This window comes from Agrococcus sp. SGAir0287 (assembly GCF_005484985.1).
In the GTDB taxonomy this organism is placed as follows: domain Bacteria; phylum Actinomycetota; class Actinomycetes; order Actinomycetales; family Microbacteriaceae; genus Agrococcus.
Genome location: NZ_CP027942.1, coordinates 2325393 through 2345405, shown reverse-complemented (window position 1 = coordinate 2345405; position 20013 = coordinate 2325393). Strand labels below are relative to the sequence as shown.

At 72.6% G+C, this 20013-nt stretch carries 22 protein-coding genes; 17 read left to right on the top strand and 5 right to left on the bottom strand.

Annotated features, from left to right (window positions below; genetic code table 11):
- Positions 1 to 57 precede the first annotated feature (57 nt).
- Positions 58 to 678 carry an FABP family protein gene (locus tag C1N71_RS11190; RefSeq protein WP_137756476.1) on the top strand — a complete coding sequence of 207 codons (621 nt, stop codon included), beginning with the start codon at positions 58 to 60 and terminating at the stop codon, positions 676 to 678.
- Positions 675 to 1718, top strand: a complete 1044-nt coding sequence (gene ygfZ / locus C1N71_RS11185; protein ID WP_137756475.1) for a CAF17-like 4Fe-4S cluster assembly/insertion protein YgfZ — start codon at positions 675 to 677, stop codon at positions 1716 to 1718. The genes C1N71_RS11190 and ygfZ overlap by 4 nt, the downstream gene beginning before the upstream one ends.
- A 48-nt stretch (positions 1719 to 1766) precedes the next feature.
- Here the strand turns inward: ygfZ and C1N71_RS11180 are convergent, their stop codons facing one another.
- Positions 1767 to 2603, bottom strand: a complete 837-nt coding sequence (locus tag C1N71_RS11180; protein WP_137756474.1) for a class I SAM-dependent methyltransferase — start codon at positions 2601 to 2603, stop codon at positions 1767 to 1769.
- A 39-nt stretch (positions 2604 to 2642) separates the two neighbouring features.
- Here C1N71_RS11180 and C1N71_RS11175 point away from each other — a divergent pair, with 39 nt between their 5' ends.
- The gene (locus C1N71_RS11175; RefSeq protein WP_137756473.1) at positions 2643 to 3470 is read left to right on the top strand and encodes a DUF3626 domain-containing protein; all 828 of its coding nucleotides are present in this window, start codon (positions 2643 to 2645) and stop codon (positions 3468 to 3470) included.
- Between the two features lie 4 nt (positions 3471 to 3474).
- On the top strand, positions 3475 to 4221 hold the full coding sequence (locus C1N71_RS11170) for a phosphoglyceromutase (RefSeq protein ID WP_137756472.1): 747 nt from the start codon (positions 3475 to 3477) through the stop codon (positions 4219 to 4221).
- A 65-nt stretch (positions 4222 to 4286) separates the two neighbouring features.
- Here C1N71_RS11170 and phoU read toward each other — a convergent pair whose 3' ends face one another.
- Positions 4287 to 4955, bottom strand: coding sequence for a phosphate signaling complex protein PhoU (phoU, locus tag C1N71_RS11165; protein WP_137756471.1), 669 nt, complete (start codon positions 4953 to 4955; stop codon positions 4287 to 4289).
- A 132-nt stretch (positions 4956 to 5087) separates the two neighbouring features.
- On the opposite strand from phoU, the gene C1N71_RS11160 reads away from it, so the two are divergent.
- Both C1N71_RS11160 and C1N71_RS11155 read left to right on the top strand, forming a co-directional pair.
- Positions 5088 to 6233 carry a sensor histidine kinase gene (locus C1N71_RS11160; protein WP_137756470.1) on the top strand — a complete coding sequence of 382 codons (1146 nt, stop codon included), beginning with the start codon at positions 5088 to 5090 and terminating at the stop codon, positions 6231 to 6233.
- The gene (locus C1N71_RS11155; RefSeq protein WP_137756469.1) at positions 6230 to 6913 is read left to right on the top strand and encodes a response regulator transcription factor; all 684 of its coding nucleotides are present in this window, start codon (positions 6230 to 6232) and stop codon (positions 6911 to 6913) included. Before C1N71_RS11160 ends, C1N71_RS11155 begins: the two co-directional genes overlap by 4 nt.
- Positions 6914 to 6971: 58 nt before the next feature.
- On the opposite strand, the gene C1N71_RS11150 is transcribed toward C1N71_RS11155, so the two are convergent.
- A complete protein-coding gene (locus tag C1N71_RS11150) occupies positions 6972 to 7550 on the bottom strand; it encodes a hypothetical protein (RefSeq protein ID WP_137756468.1) in 579 nt (192 codons plus the stop codon).
- 149 nt (positions 7551 to 7699) lie between these two features.
- Between C1N71_RS11150 and C1N71_RS11145 the strand changes: the two genes are divergently transcribed.
- The 10 genes from C1N71_RS11145 to C1N71_RS11100 all read left to right on the top strand — a co-directional run bounded on the left by C1N71_RS11145 (position 7700) and on the right by C1N71_RS11100 (position 17079).
- On the top strand, positions 7700 to 8182 hold the full coding sequence (locus tag C1N71_RS11145) for a CarD family transcriptional regulator (protein ID WP_092502670.1): 483 nt from the start codon (positions 7700 to 7702) through the stop codon (positions 8180 to 8182).
- A 70-nt stretch (positions 8183 to 8252) separates the two neighbouring features.
- Positions 8253 to 9467 carry a 2-C-methyl-D-erythritol 4-phosphate cytidylyltransferase gene (gene ispD / locus C1N71_RS11140; RefSeq protein WP_137756467.1) on the top strand — a complete coding sequence of 405 codons (1215 nt, stop codon included), beginning with the start codon at positions 8253 to 8255 and terminating at the stop codon, positions 9465 to 9467.
- Between the two features lie 260 nt (positions 9468 to 9727).
- The gene (gene srlA / locus C1N71_RS11135) at positions 9728 to 10324 is read left to right on the top strand and encodes a PTS glucitol/sorbitol transporter subunit IIC (protein ID WP_175414192.1); all 597 of its coding nucleotides are present in this window, start codon (positions 9728 to 9730) and stop codon (positions 10322 to 10324) included.
- 2 nt (positions 10325 to 10326) lie between these two features.
- Entirely contained in the window at positions 10327 to 11382 is a 1056-nt protein-coding gene (gene srlE, locus C1N71_RS11130) for a PTS glucitol/sorbitol transporter subunit IIB (RefSeq protein WP_137756465.1), read from the top strand.
- Positions 11383 to 11428: 46 nt separating this feature from the next.
- Positions 11429 to 11815: a PTS glucitol/sorbitol transporter subunit IIA gene (locus C1N71_RS11125; protein WP_137756464.1), complete on the top strand. Its 387-nt coding sequence runs from the start codon at positions 11429 to 11431 to the stop codon at positions 11813 to 11815.
- A gap of 2 nt (positions 11816 to 11817) precedes the next feature.
- Entirely contained in the window at positions 11818 to 12204 is a 387-nt protein-coding gene (locus C1N71_RS11120; RefSeq protein WP_137756463.1) for a transcriptional regulator GutM, read from the top strand.
- 172 nt (positions 12205 to 12376) lie between these two features.
- Complete coding sequence (locus C1N71_RS11115) at positions 12377 to 13720, top strand: NAD(P)H-dependent oxidoreductase (protein ID WP_137756462.1); 1344 nt, start codon at positions 12377 to 12379, stop codon at positions 13718 to 13720.
- Positions 13720 to 14709 (top strand): thiamine pyrophosphate-dependent dehydrogenase E1 component subunit alpha, encoded by a 990-nt coding sequence (locus C1N71_RS11110; protein ID WP_137756461.1) that lies wholly within the window; start codon positions 13720 to 13722, stop codon positions 14707 to 14709. The genes C1N71_RS11115 and C1N71_RS11110 overlap by 1 nt, the downstream gene beginning before the upstream one ends.
- On the top strand, positions 14706 to 15782 hold the full coding sequence (locus tag C1N71_RS11105; protein WP_137756460.1) for an alpha-ketoacid dehydrogenase subunit beta: 1077 nt from the start codon (positions 14706 to 14708) through the stop codon (positions 15780 to 15782). Before C1N71_RS11110 ends, C1N71_RS11105 begins: the two co-directional genes overlap by 4 nt.
- A 1-nt stretch (position 15783) precedes the next feature.
- A complete protein-coding gene (locus tag C1N71_RS11100; RefSeq protein ID WP_137756459.1) occupies positions 15784 to 17079 on the top strand; it encodes a dihydrolipoamide acetyltransferase family protein in 1296 nt (431 codons plus the stop codon).
- 485 nt (positions 17080 to 17564) lie between these two features.
- On the opposite strand, the gene C1N71_RS11095 is transcribed toward C1N71_RS11100, so the two are convergent.
- Positions 17565 to 19019: a PTS galactitol transporter subunit IIC gene (locus tag C1N71_RS11095; protein ID WP_137756458.1), complete on the bottom strand. Its 1455-nt coding sequence runs from the start codon at positions 19017 to 19019 to the stop codon at positions 17565 to 17567.
- 122 nt (positions 19020 to 19141) lie between these two features.
- The gene (locus C1N71_RS11090; RefSeq protein WP_137756457.1) at positions 19142 to 19423 is read right to left on the bottom strand and encodes a PTS sugar transporter subunit IIB; all 282 of its coding nucleotides are present in this window, start codon (positions 19421 to 19423) and stop codon (positions 19142 to 19144) included.
- A 123-nt stretch (positions 19424 to 19546) separates the two neighbouring features.
- On the opposite strand from C1N71_RS11090, the gene C1N71_RS11085 reads away from it, so the two are divergent.
- On the top strand, positions 19547 to 20011 hold the full coding sequence (locus tag C1N71_RS11085) for a PTS sugar transporter subunit IIA (protein ID WP_137756456.1): 465 nt from the start codon (positions 19547 to 19549) through the stop codon (positions 20009 to 20011).
- Positions 20012 to 20013 lie beyond the last annotated feature (2 nt).

The window sequence follows — 20013 nt, the reverse complement described above, 5'->3', positions numbered from 1 at the left end:
ATCGCGGGGCTGTCGTTCGTCGTGATCCGCAACCTCTTCCGCGGGCAGCGCTAGCCGGTGCTCGACATCGACCCGACGCTCCCCGCGGAGCTCGGTCCCCTCCAGTGGCTCATCGGCGACTGGGAGGGCACGGGTCACGTGCAGTTCGCCGTCGGCGACGACGACGTGCGCGAGCACGCGTTCGGCCAGCGCGTGACGTTCGCCCACCACGGCCTGCCCTTCCTCGCCTACACGGCGTACGCGTGGCTGCTCGACGACGAGTCCGCGCCGCTCGCGGCGGAGTCGGGGTACTGGTCGCTCGCCCGCGTCGCCGACGAGCGCGACCACGGCCCCGGCATGCTGCCCCGCGCGGCCGCGCCGCGGACGGTCGACGACGTCGAGGCGCTGCGCGGCGACGACGGCGCCTTCGAGATCGAGGCGCTCATCGCGCACCCGACGGGCGTCGCGGAGCTCTACATGGGGCGCATCGCGGGCCCACGCATCGACCTCGCGACCGACGCGGTCATGCGCTCGCCGAGTGCGAAGGCGCACTCGGCGTCGACGCGCATGCTCGGCCTCGTCGAGGGCGACCTGCTGTGGGCGTGGGATCTCGCCGCGCTCGGTCGCCCCCTCGCGACGCACGCGTCGGCACGACTCTCCCGCGTGCGCAGGCTCGAGGCGCCGGACGGCGAGGGATGACGAGCGCGTTCGTCGACGCCCCCGGCGCCGTGCTGGGGGTGTCCGGCGTGCCGCTGCACCTGGGCAATCCCGTCGCCGAGGGCCGCGTGCTCGACGACGGCGCGTGGGTGCTGCTGCCGCGCGAGGTGCTGCGCCTCACGGGTGCCGACCGCCTCACGTGGCTCGACTCCATCACGACCCAGGCCATCGCGCGGCTGCAGCCCGGCGTCTCGACCGAGACGCTCGTGCTCTCGCCCGAAGGGCGGATCGAGCACGCCATGCGGCTCGTCGACGACGGCGACTCGCTCTGGGCGATCGTGGATGCCGGCCGCGCCGACGCGCTCGAGGCCTGGCTGACGCGCATGCGCTTCTGGGCGCAGGTGGACATCGCCCGCGTCGACGTTCCCGTCGTCGGCTGGACCGGATCGATCGGGCCCGTCGGCGTCGCCTGGGACGACCCGTGGCCGCTCGTCGCCGAGGGCGGCGTCCGCTACGGCTCCGGCGAGGACCTCGGGCCATGGGGATGGCACGAGACCGCCGTCACGGGCGACGTCGGCGAGCCGCCCGCGATCGCCGGCACCCTCGCGCTCGACGCGAGGCGCATCGCGGCCGGACGGCCGACGATCGCCGACGTCGACGATCGCACGATCCCGCACGAGCTCGACTGGCTCGCCACCGCCGTCCACCTCGCCAAGGGCTGCTACCGCGGCCAGGAGACCGTCGCGAAGGTGCACAACCTCGGATCGCCGCCGCGCAGGCTCGCCCTGCTGCATCTCGACGGCAGCGACGCCGTGCTCCCCTTCGCGGGCGACGTCGTCACGGCCGCGGGCGCCGAGGTCGGCCGCATCACCGTCGCGGCGCAGCACCACGAGCTCGGACCCGTCGCGCTCGCGATGCTGAAGCGGTCCGTCGACCCCGACGCATCCCTCGTCGTGCTCGCCGGGGACGAGGACGTGCCCGTCGCGGCGGCGCAGCAGGTGCTCGTGCCGCCGACCGCGGGCCATGCGCATCGCCCACCGCGCCTGCCGCGCCTCGGCGCCGTGCGCCGCCCGACCGCCTGAGGCGCGACAGGGCCTCGGGCGACCACCGGGGACGAGCGCGACCGCTGCTCAGCGCGGCGCGACCGCCGACCACGGCAGCGTGAGCTCGCCGAGCCGGGCGCGCCGCTGCGCTGCGCGATCGATCGGCCACCCGTCGTCGGCGAGCGCGCCGACGGCGGCGACCCATCGCTGCCCGGCGCCGAAGGCGCCGACGGGTGCCTGCCGCTCCCACGCTCGGTCGAGGGCGACGAGCAGGTCGTGGATGCGCTCGCCGGGCACGTTGCGATGGATCAGCGCCTTCGGCAGGCGCTCGGCGAGCACGCTCGGTGTCGGCATCGCATCGCCGCCCAGCGAGGCGACGCGCACCGCGAGCGTGAGGCTGCGCGGGCCATCGGCGCCGAGCGTCGCCCAGGTCGCGACGCGCCCCACCTCGTTCGAGGTGCCCTCCACGAGGACGCCGCCGGGCGCGAGCCGTGCGAGCATCCGCGCCCAGATGTCCTCGACCTCGTGCTCGTCGTACTGCCGCAGCACGTTCATCGCTCGGATGACGTGCGGCGGACGCGACGTCGGCACCTCGAAGCCGCCGAGCGCGAAGGACACGCGCACGTCGTCGGCGAGCGCGCGCCCGTGCCGCTCGGGTCCGGCGGCGATCGCTGCCCGCAGCTCGCGCGTCGCGATCGCGACGCGCTCGGGATCGATCTCGAGCCCCACGACCTCGATCGTCGGCGTCCGACGCGCGAGTCGCTCGTGCAGCTCGAGGGTCGTCGTGGCGCTCGCGCCGAAGCCGAGGTCGACGACGAGCGCGCCGGGCGTGCGGGCGACGGGGAGGCCCGCGATCCATCGATCGACCCTGCGAAGCCGGTTCACGCCCGTCGTGCCGCGCGTCACGCGCCCGATGGGAGCCATGCCCCCATCGTCGCAGGAGCGCACCGCTAGCCTCGCGCCATGGACCGCTGGGCCGACGCCGCGATCGCGCACGTGCGTCGTCGCGCTCGCGGCGGACCCGCGCCGCGCGACCTCGACGTCGACGTGCACCTGCATCCGGATCGCCTGCGCGACGGCGTGACCGTCGTCGAGGCGCTCGCGACCGGCGGCGTCTACCGCACGCAATGGGAGACGGGCACCTCGAACGGCGGGCTCACCGCGGTGCCGGGAGGCGACCGCGACCGCTGGGAGCGACGGCTCTTCGGCGGCGCCTACGACACGGCCCCGGCCGCCGCGCGGCCGCGATACGGCGCGCTGAACTGGCGGCGGCGGGCGATCGGCGGCGGCATCCGGTTCGGATCGTCGAGGCTCGTCCTCAGCGTGGCGGCGCGCCCACGCGTGACGTACTGCTTCCCGGACAGCGCTCTCGAGCCGCAGGCGTTCGCGACCGACGACCGGTTCGCCCTGCTGCCGCTCGCCGCCTCGAGCGACCTCGACCCGCTCGACGACGCGATCGAGGCGCACGTGCACGGCGGCCTCGACCTCGCGCGCGACGTCGCCCGCATCGTGCTCGACCCGTCGTTCCGCGGCACCGCCGTCGAGGACGCCGCGCGATCCCTGCCCGTGCCGCTCGCGTGGCATCCGGGGCTCGTGCTCCCGATCGAACGGCTGCGTCGCGTGCCCGCCTACCGGGGTCCCGACGTCGTCGCCCTCGGCGAGCGCGTCGCGCAGCACGGGCTGCTCGACGCGCGCATCGTCGGGCTCGCCGCAGCCTCCGGCGAGCACGATCCGCAGGTGGTGAAGCGGCTCTGGCACTGCGTCGCGCGGTGGGGCGCGCCGATAGGCTGAGGCCATGAGCGAGCACACGCTGATCCTGCTGCGCCACGGGCAGTCGGACTGGAACGAGAAGAACCTCTTCACCGGATGGGTCGACGTCGCCCTCACGGCCAAGGGGCGCGAGGAGGCGGCGCGCGGCGGCGAGCTGCTGCGGGAGGAGGGCATCCTCCCCGACGTCGTCCACACCTCGCTGCTCACGCGCGCGATCCAGACGGCGAACCTCGCGCTCGAGGCCGCCGACCGCTCGTGGATCCCCGTGCACCGGTCGTGGCGGCTCAACGAGCGCCACTACGGCGACCTGCAGGGCAAGGACAAGGCGCAGACGCTCGAGGAGTACGGCGAGGAGCAGTTCATGCTCTGGCGCCGATCGTTCGACGTGCCGCCGCCGTCCATCTCGGCCGACAACGCCTACTCGCAGGCGGACGACCCCCGCTACGCCGACATCGACGGCGAGGTGCCGGCCACCGAGTGCCTCAAGGACGTCATCGAGCGCTTCCTGCCCTACTGGGAGGGGCCGATCAGCGACGACGTACGCGCGGGCCGCACCGTGCTCATCGCCGCGCACGGCAACTCGCTGCGCGCGCTCGTCAAGCACCTCGAGGGCATCTCGGACGACGACATCGCCGCGCTCAACATCCCCACCGGCATCCCGCTCGTCTACACCCTCGACGCCGACCTGCGGGCGACGGGCCCGGGCCGCTACCTCGACCCCGAGGCCGCCGCCGCCGGCGCAGCGGCCGTCGCGAGCCAGGGCAAGGGCTGAGACGACCTGCGACGCACGACGAAGGCCCCCGGCGACGCCGGGGGCCTTCGTCGTGGCTCGACGCGTCAGTCGGAGACGACCTCGTGCAGCTCGGCCTGCCAGTCGCCCGTGGCGAGGTAGGCCATCTTCTTGCCGATGCCGACGGCGTGGTCGGCGAAGCGCTCGTGGTAGCGGCTCGCGAGCGTCGCGTCGACCGTCGCGTGCGCGGCGCCCTCCCACTCGGAGCCCAGCACCTGCTCGAACACCGACTTGTGCAGCGCGTCGACGCGCACGTCGGAGCCGGCGATCTGCTCGGCGATCGCCACGTCCTGCGTCCGCAGCAGCTCGACGAGCAGGGTGGCGATCTCGACGTCGGCGGCGCCCATGGCCACGAACGTGGGCGCGAGCGACTCGGGCACGACGTTCGCGGGGAAGCGGTAGCGCGTCAGCATCGCGATGTGCCGGGCGAGGTCGCCCATGCGCTCGAGCGACGCCGAGATGCGCAGCGCCGAGATGACGATGCGCAGGTCGCGGGCGACGGGACCCTGGCGGGCGATGATGTCGATCACGAGCTCGTCGAGCGCGTTCGCCTTGTCGTCGATCTCCGCGTCGGAGGCGATGACCTGCTCGGCGAGCGTGACGTTCGACTCGCCGAACGCCTCGGTCGCACGGGCGATCGAGCGCGCCACGTCCTCGGCGATCTCGACCAGGCGCTCCTGGACCTCCGCCATCTCCTGCTTGAAGACCTCGCGCATGACACTCCTCAGCTCCGCCACGTGGGCATACCGGACGAGCATCGCAGACGAAGGTGAACACCGCGTGCCCCCTTGCTGAACTCCGCGCGAACCGGGGGAGGTGACGGATGGCCCGCCGGTATCGTGAGCGACGTGGATGCGACCTGGATCGTGCTGCTCGCGCTCGCGTTCGGGTTCGGCCTCGGCGCGCTCGTCGTGCACCTCGGCGGCGTCGCCGCCACGCGCGGCCAGCGCGCGCTGCAGCTCGCGAACGAGACGATCCCCGACGGCGTCGCCGACGTGGTCGGCGCGCTCGAGTCGGCCGGCGTCGTCGTCGACGCGTCCAACACCGTGCTGCGCGCCTCCGACTCGGCGATCGCGCTCGGCCTCGTCGCCGACCGTGCGCTCGCCAACGCCGAGCTCATGGAGCTCGTGCAGGACGCGCGATCGTCGGGGCAGGTCGAGCACCGGATGGTCGAGCTGCGTCGCAGCCGCTTCGACGAGAGCCAGGTGCGCCACCTCTCGGCGCGCGCCGCGCCCATCGGCGCACGCTTCATCCTGCTGCTCGCCGAGGACCGCACGGAGGAGATCCGGCTCGAGGGCGTGCGCCGCGACTTCGTCGCCAACGTGAGCCACGAGCTGAAGACGCCCATCGGCGCCGTCACGCTGCTCGCCGACGCCATCGACGCCGCCTCCGACGATCCCGAGCGCGTCCGCGCCTTCGCGCAGCGCCTCATGGTCGAGGCCGCCAGGCTCGGGGCGCTCACGCAGGAGCTCATCGACCTCTCGCGCGTCCAGGACGACGACCCCCTCGACGACCCGGAGCGCATCGACGTCGAACGCGTCGTCGACCGGGCCGTCGACGCCGTGCGCGTCGCCGCCGAGGCCAAGCGCATCCGCATCTCCACGCGCGTCGCCGAAGCGCCGTCGGTGCTCGGCGACGAGGCGATGCTCGTCATGGCGCTGCAGAACCTCGTCGCGAACGCCGTGCAGTACTCCCCGGAGGGCTCGCACGTCGGCGTCGGCGTGCGCAGGAACGACGACCTCGTCGAGGTGAGCGTCACCGACAAGGGCGTCGGCATCGCGCCCGCCGACGCGCAGCGCGTCTTCGAGCGCTTCTACCGCGTCGACCCCGCCCGCTCGCGCGTCACGGGCGGCACGGGCCTCGGCCTGTCCATCACGAAGCACATCGCCGTCAGCCACGGCGGCGAGGTGCAGCTCTGGTCGAGGCTCGGCCAGGGATCCACGTTCACGCTGCGCCTGCCCGTCGCGCAGCCCGAGGCTCGAGGAGCCGCATGACCCGCATCCTGCTCGTCGAGGACGAGATCGCCCTCGCGGAGCCCCTCGCGTACCTGCTCGGCCGCGAGGGCTACGACGTGCACCACGTGCTCGACGGTCGCGACGCGGTCGAGGCGTTCGACGCCGACGGCGCCGACCTCGTGCTGCTCGACCTCATGCTGCCGGGCATGGCGGGCACCGAGGTGTGCAGGACGCTGCGAACGCGCTCGACCGTGCCGATCATCATGCTCACCGCGAAGGACTCGGAGGTCGACGTCGTCGTCGGCCTCGAGCTCGGCGCCGACGACTACGTGACGAAGCCGTACTCGACGCGCGAGCTCCTCGCGCGCATCCGCGCCGTGCTCCGGCGCCGATCCGACGCGGACGAGGACCTCGACGACGCCATCGTCGAGGCCGGCCGGGTGCGGCTCGACGCCGACCGCCACACCGTCACGGTCGCGGGGACGTCGGTGTCGATGCCGCTCAAGGAGTTCGAGCTGCTCGAGTACCTCATGCGCAACGCGGGGCGCGTGCTCACCCGTGGCCAGCTCATCGACCGCGTGTGGGGGAGCGACTACTTCGGCGACACGAAGACGCTCGACGTGCACGTCAAGCGTCTGCGCTCGAAGATCGAGGTCGACCCCTCGGATCCGCAGCAGCTGCTCACGGTCCGCGGCCTCGGCTACCGCTTCGAGGGCTGAGGAACGTCGAGGGGGCGGCATCCGCTGGATGCCGCCCCCTCGTCGTGTCGCAGGATCGTCAGGGCGTCGAGCCCTCGTCCTCGCTCTGCTGGGTGCCGTCTTCGAAGTCGGTGCCGGACGTGCCCTCCGACGACCCGTCGGACGGGGCGGGCTCGCTCGAGGCGGGCGTCGACGGCTCCGCCTCGTCCTCTTCCGGCGCCACGGGGCCGTAGGACGACCAGTTGGCGACGTCGACCGAGAAGACCGGCACGGGCACGGCGGTGCGCTCGGCGGCGTCCGCGGCGAAGACGACGTCCTCGAGCGTGCCGGCCGTGACGGGTGCGGAGAAGACGAGCTGCTGGTCGGGGAAGCCGTAGGGCGTGAGGCCGGAGTCGAGGTCGATCGACTGCGACTCGTCGCCGACCGTGACCTCGAGCGTCGTCGCGGGGCCGTCGTTCACGAACGTCACCGCGAGGCTCGACAGGTCGCCGTCGACCACGAGCACCGCGTTGCGGATCTCCACCGGGCCGGTCGCGCCCGAGACGCCGTCGGCCGGGTCGTACTGGAACTGGGTGGCCTGCGGCGTGATGAAGTTGCAGCCTGCGAGCGTCGCCGTCGCGAGGATGGCGGCCGCTGCGGCGGCGAGACGGGACTTCACGGGTGCTGCTCCTTCGGTTCCGCGCACGGGACGGCACCGAGTCTAGCGGGGCGGATCGCTCGGGCCCGTCCGCCCCGTCCGCCGGCCGCGGATCATGGCAGCGGTCGGTGGTAGAATCAAGAGTCTGTGCAATCGAGGAGCCTATTCCTATGAACTTCGAGGTCGGCGAGACCGTCGTCTATCCGCATCACGGTGCGGCCACCATCACCGAGGTGAAGAAGCGGAAGGTGAAGGGTGAGGAGAAGGTGTACCTCAAGCTCAACGTGACGCAGGGCGACCTCACGATCGAGGTCCCTGCGGACAACGTGGGCCTGGTGGGCGTCCGGGACGTCATCGGCAAGGAGGGCCTCGACAAGGTCTTCGAGGTGCTGAAGGCGCCCTTCACCGAGGAGCCCACGAACTGGAGCCGCCGCTACAAGGCGAACCTCGAGAAGCTCGCCTCGGGCGACGTCATCAAGGTCAGCGAGGTCGTCCGCGACCTGTGGCGCCGCGACCAGGACCGCGGCCTCTCGGCCGGCGAGAAGCGCATGCTCGCGAAGGCGCGCCAGATCCTCGTCTCCGAGCTCGCGCTCGCGGAGAAGACCGACGAGGAGGCAGCGAGCAACGTCCTCGACGAGGTGCTCGCCTCGTAGCCCCACCCGGATCCGCAGCACACCCCCGGCGCGCGCAGCGCACCGGGGGTGTGCGCGTATCGTCGACCGGGTGACCGACCCGTCGACCGCGCCCGCGCCCACCGTCGCGGTGATCCTGCTGGCGGCGGGGGAGGGGCTGCGACTCGGGCTCGGCGAGCCGAAGGCCTTCGTGCACCTGGCGGGCCGGCCGATCCTCGCGCACGCGCTCGAGTCGCTCGCCGGCATGCGTCGGCATCCGCAGATCGTCCTCGCCGTGCCGCCGAGCCACGAGGCGATCGCCCGCGAGCTGCTGCACGGCGTGCCGGGCCTCGACGTCGAGCGGGCGACGATCGTCGTCGGCGGGCCGTCGCGCCAGGCCTCGGTGCGCATCGCCCTCGGCCACCTGGCGGCGTCGATCGAGACGGTGCTCGTGCACGACGCCGCGCGCCCGCTCGCGCCCGCCGTCATCTTCGACTCGGTCGCCGCGGAGGTCGAGCGCACGGGCGAGGGCGTCATCACGGGCCTCGCCGTGTCGGACACCATCAAGCGCCTCGCCGACGACGACCGCGTCGTCGAGACCCTCGACCGGTCGCAGCTCACGGCGGTCCAGACGCCGCAGGGCTTCCCGCGAGCCTGGCTCGAGGAGGGCCACGCGCGCGCGACGGAAGACCACACCGACGACGCCGCACTGGTGAGCGAGCTCGGCCGTCCCGTGCGCGTCATCGCCGGCGACCAGCTCGCATCGAAGATCACGACGACGTGGGAGCTGCGGCGCACGGAGGAGATGCTGCAGCACGATCCCGCCTCGACGATCCGCGTCGGCACGGGCACGGACGTGCACGCCTTCCATCCCGACGCCGAGCTCTGGCTCGGCGGGCTGCACTGGCCGGGGGAGGTGGGGCTCGCCGGGCACTCCGACGGCGACGTCGTGGCGCACGCGATCTGCGACGCCATGCTGTCGGCAGTGCGGCTCGGCGACGTCGGCGAGGTCTTCGGCACCTCGGATCCGCGGCTCGCGGGCGCGCGGGGCGACGTCTTCCTCGCCGAGACGCTCCGGCTCGTGCGCGAGCACGGCTACGAGCTCGTGAACGTCGCGGTGCAGGTCGTGGGGGAGCGGCCCCGGATCGCCGGGCGCCGCCGCGAGGTCGAGGCGCATCTGTCGGCCGTGCTCGGCGCATCGGTGAGCGTCGCGGGCACGACGTCGGACGCGCTCGGGTTCACCGGCCGCGGCGAGGGCGTCGCGGCGATCGCGACGGCGCTCGTGCGCTCCGCGACGTCGCAGCAGACGGGACCGCTCGGCGCGTGACGAGCGCGCACCGGCGTGTCAAGCCCTCGCGCGTTGCCGACGGCCCGTGGTCGTGGTAGACATGCGCAGCACGTTCGTGAAGCATCGTCTGCACGGATGTGCACAACCCAACACAATGGCGTGTCGTCGACTCCTCGACGACCTGGTCGCCGGCGCGAGCGAAGCGTCGGCGGAAAGGCGGGCCGATGCTCCAAGCAGCGTCCCTCGGACACCTCGCGGCGACTGATGCGCCGCCGGTTCCGGCAAGCGACAACCCCGTGATGCAGGTGCTGACGTGGATCGCCACGCACTTCATCGGACTCTTCCAGGCATCCGGCGAGGCCTTCGTCGGCCTCGTGACCGGCATCCTGCCGACGCTGATCGTGCTGCTCACGCTCATGTACGCGATCACGACGTGGGTCGGCGAGGCGCGCATGACGCGAGCGGTGCAGTTCTCCGCACGCTTCGCGATCACGCGCTACACGCTCATGCCGATCCTCGCGGTCATCCTGCTGACGAACCCGATGTGCTACTCGTTCGGCGTCTACCTGCCCGAGCGGCAGAAGCCCGCCTTCTACGACTCGGCCGTCTCGTTCGTGCACCCCGTCACGACCTTCTTCCCGCACGCCAACGGCGGCGAGCTGTTCGTGTGGGCGGGCATCTCGGCCGGCGTGCTGCAGGCTGCGCCCGAGAAGTACCCGGTCCTCGCGATCCTCTACTTCCTCACGGGCATCGTCGTGATCTTCTTCCGCGGCTTCATCACGGAGTTCATCACCCGCTTCCTCATCCGCCGACAGGGCCTCACCGAGGTCTTCGACGGCTACGACCGCGAGTTCGCCGACGCACGTGCGGCTCGCCTGGCCAAGAAGGCGGCCTGACCATGAGCGACTTCCAGAGCGTCCGCGTCTCCGCGGGCAACGGCGGCTGGGGCCCCGGCCTCACCGTGACCCCCGACGAGCACAAGAACGTCATCCTCTCGGTGACGGGCGGCGGCGTGCACCCCGTGGCGGCGCGCATCGCCGAGCTCACGGGTGCCGAGGCCGTCGACGGCTTCACGAACTCCGTCCCCGACGACAAGGTCGCGGCGGTCGTGATCAACTGCGGCGGCACCGCCCGCATCGGCGTCTACCCGAAGAAGCGCATGCTGACGGTCGACGTCTACCCCGGCGAGCCCTCGGGCCCGCTCGCGCAGTTCATCACGCCCGACGTCTTCGTCTCGGCGGTCGGCGTCGAGCAGGTCGAGCTCGCCGGCGAGGGGGCGGACGTCACGGCGTCGGCGGCACCCGCGCAGGCGGCGAACGCCCTCGACATGTCGGCGGACCCGAAGGCGAGCCGCGTGGGCGCCGACCGCATCGCGGCGGCGAAGGCCGAGGCGAACGCTGGCAACCAGGGCGGCTTCATCGGCGTCTTCTCGCGCGTGGCCACGTCCTTCGGCGGCGTGATCGGCGGCATCATCAACACGCTGCTGTCGTCGGGCCGTCAGGCGCTGACGCTCGTGCTGCAGACGATCATCCCGTTTATGGCGTACGTGAGCCTCCTGATCGGCTTCGTCACGTACACGGGGCTGTCGGACCTCATCGCGCAGGGCGTCACGCCGCTCGCGTCGAACCCGCTCGGCCTCATCCTGCTCGGCGTCATCACCGGCCTGCCGTTCCTGTCGCCCATCCTGGGCCCGGGTGCCGCGATCGCCCAGGTGGTCGGCGTGCTCATGGGCACGCAGATCGGCGCCGGCGCCCTGCCCGTCGCCTACGCGCTGCCCGCGCTGTTCGCGATCAACGGCCAGGTCGGCTGCGACTTCGTGCCCGTGGGCCTCGCCCTCGGCGAGGCGAAGCCCGAGACGGTCTCGATCGGCGTGCCGGCGGTGCTGTTCTCCAGGCTCATCACCTCGCCATTGGCCGTCGTGCTCGCGTACTTCGTCAGCTTCCTGCTGGTGTAGCGGCGAACGCGCGACGACGACGAGACTGGGACGAACGATGGAAGGGATGTCGAGCACGATGACGACGCTCTACGAGGCGACGGTGACGAGGATCGGGGCGGATGCCCAGGACATGATCGATGCGGGGGTGGTCATCCTCTTCGGGGAGCCGTGCCCGGATGCGCTCGCGGAGGTGAGCGTCGTCCACGAGGGCGGCACCGCCGGCGAGGGCCTCGCACCGCAGCCCGGCGACGTCGTCGTGCTCGGCTCCACCGAGCTCACGGTGCGCGCGGCGGGCGAGCTCGCCGGCCAGAACCTGCGCGAGCTCGGTCACGTCGTGCTGTACTGCGACCCCGCCGACGACCAGGCGCTCCTGCCGGGTGCCGTGTTCGTCGACGGCCAGGCGGGCCCCATCGCGGCGGGCGACCGCATCGCCCTCGAGCGACGGGGCTGACCATGGAGCTGGACGGACGCTTCGGCATCGTCCTCCTCGTCGTCCTGCTGCTCGGCATCGCGCTGAGCCTGTGGCAGCACTTCTCGTACCAGCGCGCGACGCGGCGGATGGTCGCCGAGCACCAGGGCGCGCGGGAGTCGTTCCTCGTCTCCGGCCGCGGCAAGGGCTGGTTCCGAGGAGCCGTGGTGCTGCTCGTCGTCGACTCGGCCTCCTCGCGCATCGAGGCGGCCGAGGCCATGGTGGGCGCGAGCGTCTTCGCTCGCTTCCGCCCCCATCCCGAGCTGCTGGGGTCGCTCTCGGGCGCTCGGGACCGTGCGAAGGACAAGCGCCTGGGCGAGGCCGTGGAGTCGGCCATCGCGCAGTACCGCTCGATGCGCAAGAGGCGCTGAGCCGCGAGCCCCGTCGCCGATGCGACGGGGCTCGCGCCGTTCGGGATCCCGTCGCGTTCGCGACGGCCTCCATCCACCCGCGGGCTGGCGACAGCCTGCTATCGTAAGAGCAACAATGTGCGCGTCTACATGCACGAATGTGCATGACGCGAGATTCGGAGAGGTCGAGACCATGGGATACACCAGCAGGCTCGTGGAGCGGGAGCAGCGCCTCGGGCGCCCCGTCCGCGTGGGACTCGTCGGCGCAGGCCAGATGGGCACGGGCTTCATCGCCCAGATCGCCCGCCAGAAGGGCGTCGACGTCGTCGCCGTCGCCGACGTCGCGATCGAGCGCGCCGAGACGGCGCTGCGCAAGGCAGGCATCGAGGACGTGACCCGCGGCGACGAGGCCGCGCTCGTCGACGCGATCGAGGCGGGCGGGCACGTCGTGCTCGACGACGGCCTCGCGCTCACGCGCCTCCCCGTCGACATGGTCATCGAGGTCTCGGGCGTGCCCGAGGTCGCCGCCAAGGTCGCCCTCGCGTCGCTGCTCGCGGGCAAGCACGTCGCCCTCATGACCGTCGAGGCCGACGTGACGGTCGGCCTGCTGCTGCAGGCCGTCGCCAAGCAGACCGGCGCCATCTACACGGTGTGCCGCGGCGACGAGCCCGTCGAATGCCTGAAGCTCGTCGAGTTCGTCGAGGACATCGGCCTCGAGGTCGTCATGGCGGGCAAGGGCAAGAACAACCCGCTGCGCCAGGACGCCACCCCCGAGAGCCTCGCCGAGGAGGCGCAGCAGAAGGGCATGAACCCCCGCATGCTGTGCTCGTTCGTCGACGGTACGAAGACGATGATCGAGATGGCGGACCTCGCCAACGCGACCGGTCTCGAGCTCACGCGCCGCTCCATGCACGGACCCGAGGCGTCGGTCAAGACGCTGCAGGACGTGTTCAAGCCCGTCGAGGACGGCGGCATCCTCGAGGCGAGCGGCGTCGTCGACTACGCCACGGGCGACGTCGCCCCCGGCGTCTTCGTCATCGGCAAGGCGACGCACCCCGTCGTCCACGAGGAGCTCTCCTACCTCAAGATGGGCAAGGGTCCCTACTTCTCGTTCTACCGCCCGTACCACCTCGCCTCGGTCGAGGCCGTGCTGTCGATCGGCGAGGTCATGGTCGACGGCCAGCCCTCCCTCGCGCCGCGCGCCTGGAAGGCCGACGTGTCGGCGATGGCGAAGCGCGACCTCGTCGCGGGCGAGCGCATCGACGGCATCGGCGGCGAGCACGTCTACGGCGACGCCGTGCCGGCGGCGGAGGCCCGCGCCGGTCGCGAGCTGCCCATCGGCCTCGCGAGCGCCGCGACCCTCGTGCGCGACGTCGCCAAGGGCACCGCGATCACGTACGACGACGTGGCGCTCGACGAGTCGCGCACGATCGTCGTGCTGCGCAGGCTGCAGGACCTGCTGCTCGACGCCGGCGTGCTCGACGGCGGCGACGCCCCGATCGACCTCGGCACGCTCGTCGGGGCGGGGGCTCGCTGATGCAGATCGTCACCGACCGCGCCGCCGCCATCGAGGCGCTCGGCACCCTCTGGCGCATCCGCCGCTTCGAGGAGGCCGTCGAGGACCTCTACGGCCGCGGCCTCATGCACGGCACCATGCACCTGTCGATCGGCCAGGAGGCCGTGCCGACGGGCGCGTGCATGGCGCTGCGGCGCGACGACTACATCACGTCGACGCACCGCGGCCACGGGCACTGCATCGCGAAGGGCGCCGACCTCGAGCGGATGATGGCCGAGCTGCTCGCGAAGGAGACGGGCTACTGCAAGGGCCGCGGCGGCTCGATGCACATCGCCGACGCCGCGACGAACAATCTCGGCGCCAACGGCATCGTCGCGGGCGGCGTGCCCATCGCGACCGGCGCCGGCCTGTCGGCTCAGATGCGCGGCACCGACCAGGTCGCCGTCTGCTTCCACGGCGACGGCGCGATGGGCGAGGGCGCGTGGCACGAGGGCGTCGTCCTCGCGGCCATGTGGAGGCTGCCCGTCGTGTTCCTCTGCGAGAACAACCTGTACGGCATGTCGATGTCGTCGGCGAAGGCGTTCCCGCTCGAGCAGCTCTCCGACCGCGCGAACGGCTACGGCATCCCGGGCGTCACCGTCGACGGCAACGACGTGCAGGCCGTGCACGACGCCGTCGAGACGGCCGTCGCGCGGGCCCGCGCGGGCGAGGGGCCGACGTTCATCGTCGCCGAGACGTACCGCTGGCGCGGCCACTCGAAGAGCGACAAGAACCTGTACCGCACGCGCGACGAGATCGAGTCGTGGCGCGAGTCGAACGACCCGATCGCGCGCTTCGAGAAGGCCGTGCTCGAGGCGGGCACGCTCACCGAGCAGGACATCCAGGCCGTGCGCGACGAGGTGCGCGACGAGCTGCGCGGCGCCGTGCAGCGCGCTGCCGCGGCGCCGGACGCCTCGCCCGAGAACCTCCTGGACGCCGTGTTCGCCTCGAGCGAGGGAGTCATGCGATGACGCTGCAGGACCAGCAGCAGGCGCCGACGGCGCCGATCCACGCCGGCGACGAGCACCCCGTCGGCCTCGGCGCCCGACCGGGCGCCGAGACGGCGGAGATGACGTACGCCGAGGCCATCCGCGACGCGCTGCGCATCGCGATCGAGCAGGACCCCGCGGTCTTCCTCATGGGCGAGGACGTCGGCCGCTACGGCGGCGCGTTCGGCGTCACTGGCACGCTCGTCGACGACCTCGGCACCGACCGCATCCGCGACACGACGATCTCGGAGCTCGGCATCGTCGGGCTCGGCGTCGGCGCCGCGATGACGGGCATGAAGCCGATCGTCGAGATCCAGTTCTCGGACTTCACGGCGCAGGCGATGGACCAGATCGCCAACCAGGCCGCGAAGATCCACTTCATGCTCGGCGGCGAGGCGAGCGTGCCGCTCGTCATCCGCGCCCCCGGCGGCTCCGGCACGGGGGCCGCGGCGCAGCACTCGCAGTCGCTCGAGTCGTGGTTCGCGCACATCCCGGGCCTCAAGGTCGTCATGCCCGCCTCGGGCGACGACGCGAAGGGGCTCCTGCTCGCGGCGCTCGACGACCCGAACCCCGTCATGATCCTCGAGCACAAGCTGCTGTACAAGCAGTCGTTCGAGGTGCGCACGGGCGACGTGCGCACGCCGATCGGCAAGGCCGCCGTGCGCCGCACGGGTGGCGACGTCACGATCGTCGCGACGGGCGTCGAGGTGCAGCGCTCCCTCGAGGCGGCCGAGCTGCTCGCGCAGCAGGGCATCGAGGCGACCGTCGTCGACCCCGTCACGCTCACCCCGCTCGACTCGGCGACGATCCTCGCCGAGGTCGTCAAGACCGGTCGCGCCCTGCTCGTGCAGGAGGCGGTGCAGACGCTCGGCTTCATGAGCGAGGTGTCGGCGATCATCGCCGAGTCGGAGGCGTTCGTGCACCTGCGCGCACCCATCCGTCGCCTGTCGGGCCTCGACGTGCCGATCCCGTACGCGCCGCAGCTCGAGCGCGCCGTCGTGCCCCAGGTCGACGACATCGTCGCCGCCGCCACCGCGCTCGTGCAGGAGTGGTGAGATGCCCGAGCTCGCGCTGACGATGCCCAAGATGTCGATGACCATGGAGGAGGGCACCATGGTCGCCTGGCTGAAGCAGCCGGGCGACGCCGTGAAGAACGGCGAGCCCATCGCCGAGGTCACGACCGACAAGGTCGACATGGAGGTCGAGAGCCCGTACGACGGCGTGCTCGCGCGCATCGTCGCGGAGCCCGACGACGTCGTGGCCGTAGGGGAGCCCATCGCCTACATCACCTCCGACTCCGACGACCTCCTCGGCGGCCTCTTCGACGCGCCCGCCTCCGACGCGGCCGACGCCGCGCCGGTCGCCAATGCCGTGGCGGAGCCGGCAGCACCGGCGCCGACCGCGACGAGCGCCGCGCCCTCGACCGGCGCACCCGGCTGGCCGGCCGCCGTGCCAGCGGCGCGCACGCTCGCCGGCGAGCGCGGCGTCGACCTCGCGGCCGTGCAGGGCACGGGTCGCTGGGGCGCCATCACCGTCGGCGACGTCGAGGCGTCGTCCGCCATGCCCGCCGCGGCGCCTTCGCCGCAGCCCACCGACGCGCCGGCACCGGCTGCACCACCTGCCGGCGGATCCGCGCCGGTGCCGGTCGCGACCCCCGCATCCGCCACCTCCGCGCCGAGGTCGCCGAGCGACCCCGCTGCGGCGCGGCGCAGGCGCACGCGCATGGCGGTCGCACGGGTCATGGACCAGTCGGCGCTCGTGCCGCAGTTCACCGCCTACGTCGACCTCGACCTGTCGCGGCTCGACGCCGTGCGCAAGACGGCCCTCGGCGGCGCGAGCTGGACGGCGATCCTCATGCGCATGCAGGCGCAGGCGCTCGCGGAGTCGGCCCCCGTCAACCAGACGTGGACCGACGACGGCCCGGTCGCGAACCCGCACGTGGGCATCGCCCTCGCGGTGGACAGCCCCTCGGGCCTCATCGCACCGGTGTTCGTCGACCCGCACCGCGGCTCGCTCGCGGACCTGGCGGCGTCGATCGCCGAGACCGTCGAGCAGACGCGGGCCGGCACCCTGTCGGCCGACCGGCTGCAGGGCGGCACGAGCGTGCTGTCGAACCTCGGCGGCTTCGGCATCGACCGGTTCAACGCGCTCCTCACCCCGCCGCAGTCGTCGGCGCTGTCGACGGGATCGATCGCCCAGCGCATCCTCGTCGCGCCCGACGGCTCGTTCGGGCCGCGACTGCAGTGCACCGTCGGCCTCACGCTCGACCACCGCGTCGCGGACGGTGCGGATGCCGCACGCGTGCTCCAGCGCATGCGCGAGCTCGCGGCGAACCCGGCGCTGCTGGGCTGATCGCCACCCGTCCGACCGAGGGGCCCATCGCTGCGGCGATGGGCCCCTCGTCGCATCCGCCGATCGCATCGTCCGCCCGCTCGCAGCTGGGCTCCCCAGTAGCTGGTCGAGGAGGCCCCGAGCGCGAGCGAGGAGCCGTCACGAGACCACGCGCGGTGCTCGCTCGACGCGACCACGCGGATGGCTGGGCGGGAGCGGCCGTCGCGCGGTCTCGTGACGCGTGCTCGCCCAAGGGCTCGCGCGCTCCTCGACCAGCTGGTGGGGCACCTCGGCGGGGCTTCCCAGCAGCTGGTCGAGGAGGCCGCGAGCGCGAGCGAGGAGCCGTGACGAGATCACGCGCGGTGCCCGCTCGACGCCTGCACGCGCACGGCTGGGCGGGAGCGGCAGTCGCGTGGTCTCGTGACGCGTGCTCGCCCATGGGCTCGCGCGCTCCTCGACCAGCTGGTGGGGAGCGCGCGAGCCGGGGTCGCGGCGCGTCCGGTGGCCTACGCCTCCGCCGGCCGCTGCCGCTCGGCTGCTGCCGCCTCCGCCTCCGACTGCGCCCTCGCCGCCTCGGCGGCGCGGTCGCGGTCCCGTCGGCGCTCGATCCGCGACACCCAGAATGCGAACCCGAGCGCGAGCACCGCGAGCACGGCGATCGTCCAGCCGCCCAGCTGCGAGGCGCCGAAGAACAGGCCCGTGAGCGGGTTGGCGCCGTCGACGAGCGACGAGATGCGCGTCGCGCCGTCCGGCAGCTCGAAGCCCGCGCTCTGCGCGATCTGCGTGAACGATCCCGCGGTCGCGGTCGCGATGAACAGACCGATGCCGATGACGATCGCGCCGCCGATGACCGAGCGGACGATGTTGCCGCGGAAGATCGGCACCATGATCGCCACGATGAACGGGATGGTCGCGAGGTCGACGAGCGGCAGCACCGTGTTGCCGAGCGGTGCGAGCGCGACGGCGACGACGACGGTGACCGGCACGAGCACGAGCGACGTCGCGAGCACCGCCGGCTGGCCGACGGCGATCGCCGCGTCGAGGCCGATGTAGAACTTCCGACCCGGGAAGCGGCGCTCGACGAAGGCCTTCGCCGACTCCGAGATCGGGATGAGGCCCTCCATGAGCAGCGCGACCATGCGCGGCAGCAGCACCATGACCGCGGCGAGCGAGACGGCGAGCGTGAGGATCGCGATCGAGTCGGCGCGCGGGTCGTCGAAGCCGAAGCCGAGGATGCCGAGGAGGATGCCGAGCACGAACCCGAGGATCATCGCCTCGCCGAACACGCCGAAGCGCCGCTGGATCGTCGCCGGATCGGCCTTGAGGCGGTTGAAGCCGGGGATGCGGTCGAACACCCAGTTGAGCGGTGCCGCGAACGCGATGTACGGCGCGGACGTGCCGTGCGGGAACGAGATGTCGGGGAAGCCGAAGTACCTCTGGATCCACGGCGCCGAGAGGTCGGCGAGGGCGAGCACGACGGTCATGTGCACCGCGGCGGCGGCCATGCCGAGCCAGAAGCTCTCGGTCACGGCGGCCACGAGCGCGCCGACGAGCGCGGTGTGCCAGAAGTTCCAGAGGTCGATGTTGAACGTGCGGGTCATGCCGGTGGCGAGCAGCACGATGTTCACGAGCAGGCCCAGCGGGATGATGATCGCGCCGATCGTCGAGCCGAACGCGATCGCCGCCGACGACGGCCAGCCGACGTCGATGGTGGTCAGGTTCACGCCGAGGCTCTCGGCGATGCCGGTCGCGGCCGGGCCGACCTGCGTGCCCATGAGGCCGATGACGAGGTTGATGCCGATGAAGCCGACGCCGATGAGGAGGCCGGCGCGGATCGCCTGCGGCACCTTCTGGCCGAGGATGATGCCGAAGATGGCGATGAGGAACGGCAGCGTGATGGAGGCGCCGAGGGCGCTGAGATATCCGCTGACCGCCGAGAGTGCATCGGTGAACCAGTCCATGTGGAAGCTCCTTCGCTTCGATGGGTGCGAGGGTCCGCGGATGCGGATCCCCGCGTGCTGCGACGACCCCGAGGGGTCGCGGCGTCCGCTCGGGAGGGGCGGGCGCCGGGTGGCGCGAGCGGCTAGGCCAGGTGCTCGCGCAGCTGCGCGTGCACGGCGTCGACGCCCATGCCCGTGAGGAACGGCAGGCCGTGCACCACCGGGATCGTCACGGTCGCGGGCACCTGGGTGGTGGCGACGATGAGGTCGGCGTTGGGGCTGCCGCTGACGAGGTCGGCGACGGCACCCTGCGAGATCGTCGCGTCGATGCCCTCCGACTCGCAGAATGCGCGGACCTTCTGGACGACCACCGTGGAGGTGGCGACGCCGGTGCCGCAGACGACGAGGATGCGCTTCGCGCTCATGGATGCTCCTTCGCATCGCTCGGGGCGGGAGATGCCTCGATCATGCACCACGGATGCCGCCCGATGCACGCGACGCGCACATCCGTGCTCCAAGATGGTGGTATCCGTGAGCGAGGAGGCTCCATGACCAGCACCCCGATGCGTGCGCTGCCCGACGCGTGCGCCGTGGACCTCGTCGCCCGCGACGCCGAGGGTGCGCTGCGCGCGCTCGCCGATCACGCGATCCGCGGCGGCCACGCCGCGACGTCCTTCGCCGACGCCCTCGTGACGCGCGAGCGCGCGTACCCGACGGGGCTGCCCACGGCGGTGCCGGTCGCGATCCCGCACGCCGATCCGTCGCACGTGCTCGAGGCGGGCTTCGCGGTCGCGACCCTCGCGACGCCCGTGCCGTTCGGCGTCATGGGCACGGCGGACGACCGCGTCGACGTCGACGTCGTCATCGTGCTGCTCGTCACCGAGGCGCACTCGCAGGTCGAGGTGCTCGCCTCGCTCGTCGACCTCGTGCAGCGCGACGGCTGGGATGCGACGCTACGCGCCGCGCGCACGCCCGCCCAGCTCGCGGCGGCGTTCGACGCCCTGCTGGCCTAGCG

What these genes read in the sequence shown, in the direction of transcription:
- ygfZ (WP_137756475.1), top strand. Translation starts at nt 675, where the DNA reads ATGACGAGCGCGTTCGTCGACGCCCCCGGCGCCGTGCTGGGGGTGTCC.
- C1N71_RS11180 (WP_137756474.1), bottom strand. Translation starts at nt 2,603, where the DNA reads ATGGCTCCCATCGGGCGCGTGACGCGCGGCACGACGGGCGTGAACCGG.
- C1N71_RS11175 (WP_137756473.1), top strand. Translation starts at nt 2,643, where the DNA reads ATGGACCGCTGGGCCGACGCCGCGATCGCGCACGTGCGTCGTCGCGCT.
- C1N71_RS11170 (WP_137756472.1), top strand. Translation starts at nt 3,475, where the DNA reads ATGAGCGAGCACACGCTGATCCTGCTGCGCCACGGGCAGTCGGACTGG.
- phoU (WP_137756471.1), bottom strand. Translation starts at nt 4,955, where the DNA reads ATGCGCGAGGTCTTCAAGCAGGAGATGGCGGAGGTCCAGGAGCGCCTG.
- C1N71_RS11155 (WP_137756469.1), top strand. Translation starts at nt 6,230, where the DNA reads ATGACCCGCATCCTGCTCGTCGAGGACGAGATCGCCCTCGCGGAGCCC.
- C1N71_RS11145 (WP_092502670.1), top strand. Translation starts at nt 7,700, where the DNA reads ATGAACTTCGAGGTCGGCGAGACCGTCGTCTATCCGCATCACGGTGCG.
- srlA (WP_175414192.1), top strand. Translation starts at nt 9,728, where the DNA reads ATGCAGGTGCTGACGTGGATCGCCACGCACTTCATCGGACTCTTCCAG.
- srlE (WP_137756465.1), top strand. Translation starts at nt 10,327, where the DNA reads ATGAGCGACTTCCAGAGCGTCCGCGTCTCCGCGGGCAACGGCGGCTGG.
- C1N71_RS11125 (WP_137756464.1), top strand. Translation starts at nt 11,429, where the DNA reads ATGTCGAGCACGATGACGACGCTCTACGAGGCGACGGTGACGAGGATC.
- C1N71_RS11120 (WP_137756463.1), top strand. Translation starts at nt 11,818, where the DNA reads ATGGAGCTGGACGGACGCTTCGGCATCGTCCTCCTCGTCGTCCTGCTG.
- C1N71_RS11115 (WP_137756462.1), top strand. Translation starts at nt 12,377, where the DNA reads ATGGGATACACCAGCAGGCTCGTGGAGCGGGAGCAGCGCCTCGGGCGC.
- C1N71_RS11110 (WP_137756461.1), top strand. Translation starts at nt 13,720, where the DNA reads ATGCAGATCGTCACCGACCGCGCCGCCGCCATCGAGGCGCTCGGCACC.
- C1N71_RS11105 (WP_137756460.1), top strand. Translation starts at nt 14,706, where the DNA reads ATGACGCTGCAGGACCAGCAGCAGGCGCCGACGGCGCCGATCCACGCC.
- C1N71_RS11100 (WP_137756459.1), top strand. Translation starts at nt 15,784, where the DNA reads ATGCCCGAGCTCGCGCTGACGATGCCCAAGATGTCGATGACCATGGAG.
- C1N71_RS11095 (WP_137756458.1), bottom strand. Translation starts at nt 19,019, where the DNA reads ATGGACTGGTTCACCGATGCACTCTCGGCGGTCAGCGGATATCTCAGC.
- C1N71_RS11090 (WP_137756457.1), bottom strand. Translation starts at nt 19,423, where the DNA reads ATGAGCGCGAAGCGCATCCTCGTCGTCTGCGGCACCGGCGTCGCCACC.
- C1N71_RS11085 (WP_137756456.1), top strand. Translation starts at nt 19,547, where the DNA reads ATGACCAGCACCCCGATGCGTGCGCTGCCCGACGCGTGCGCCGTGGAC.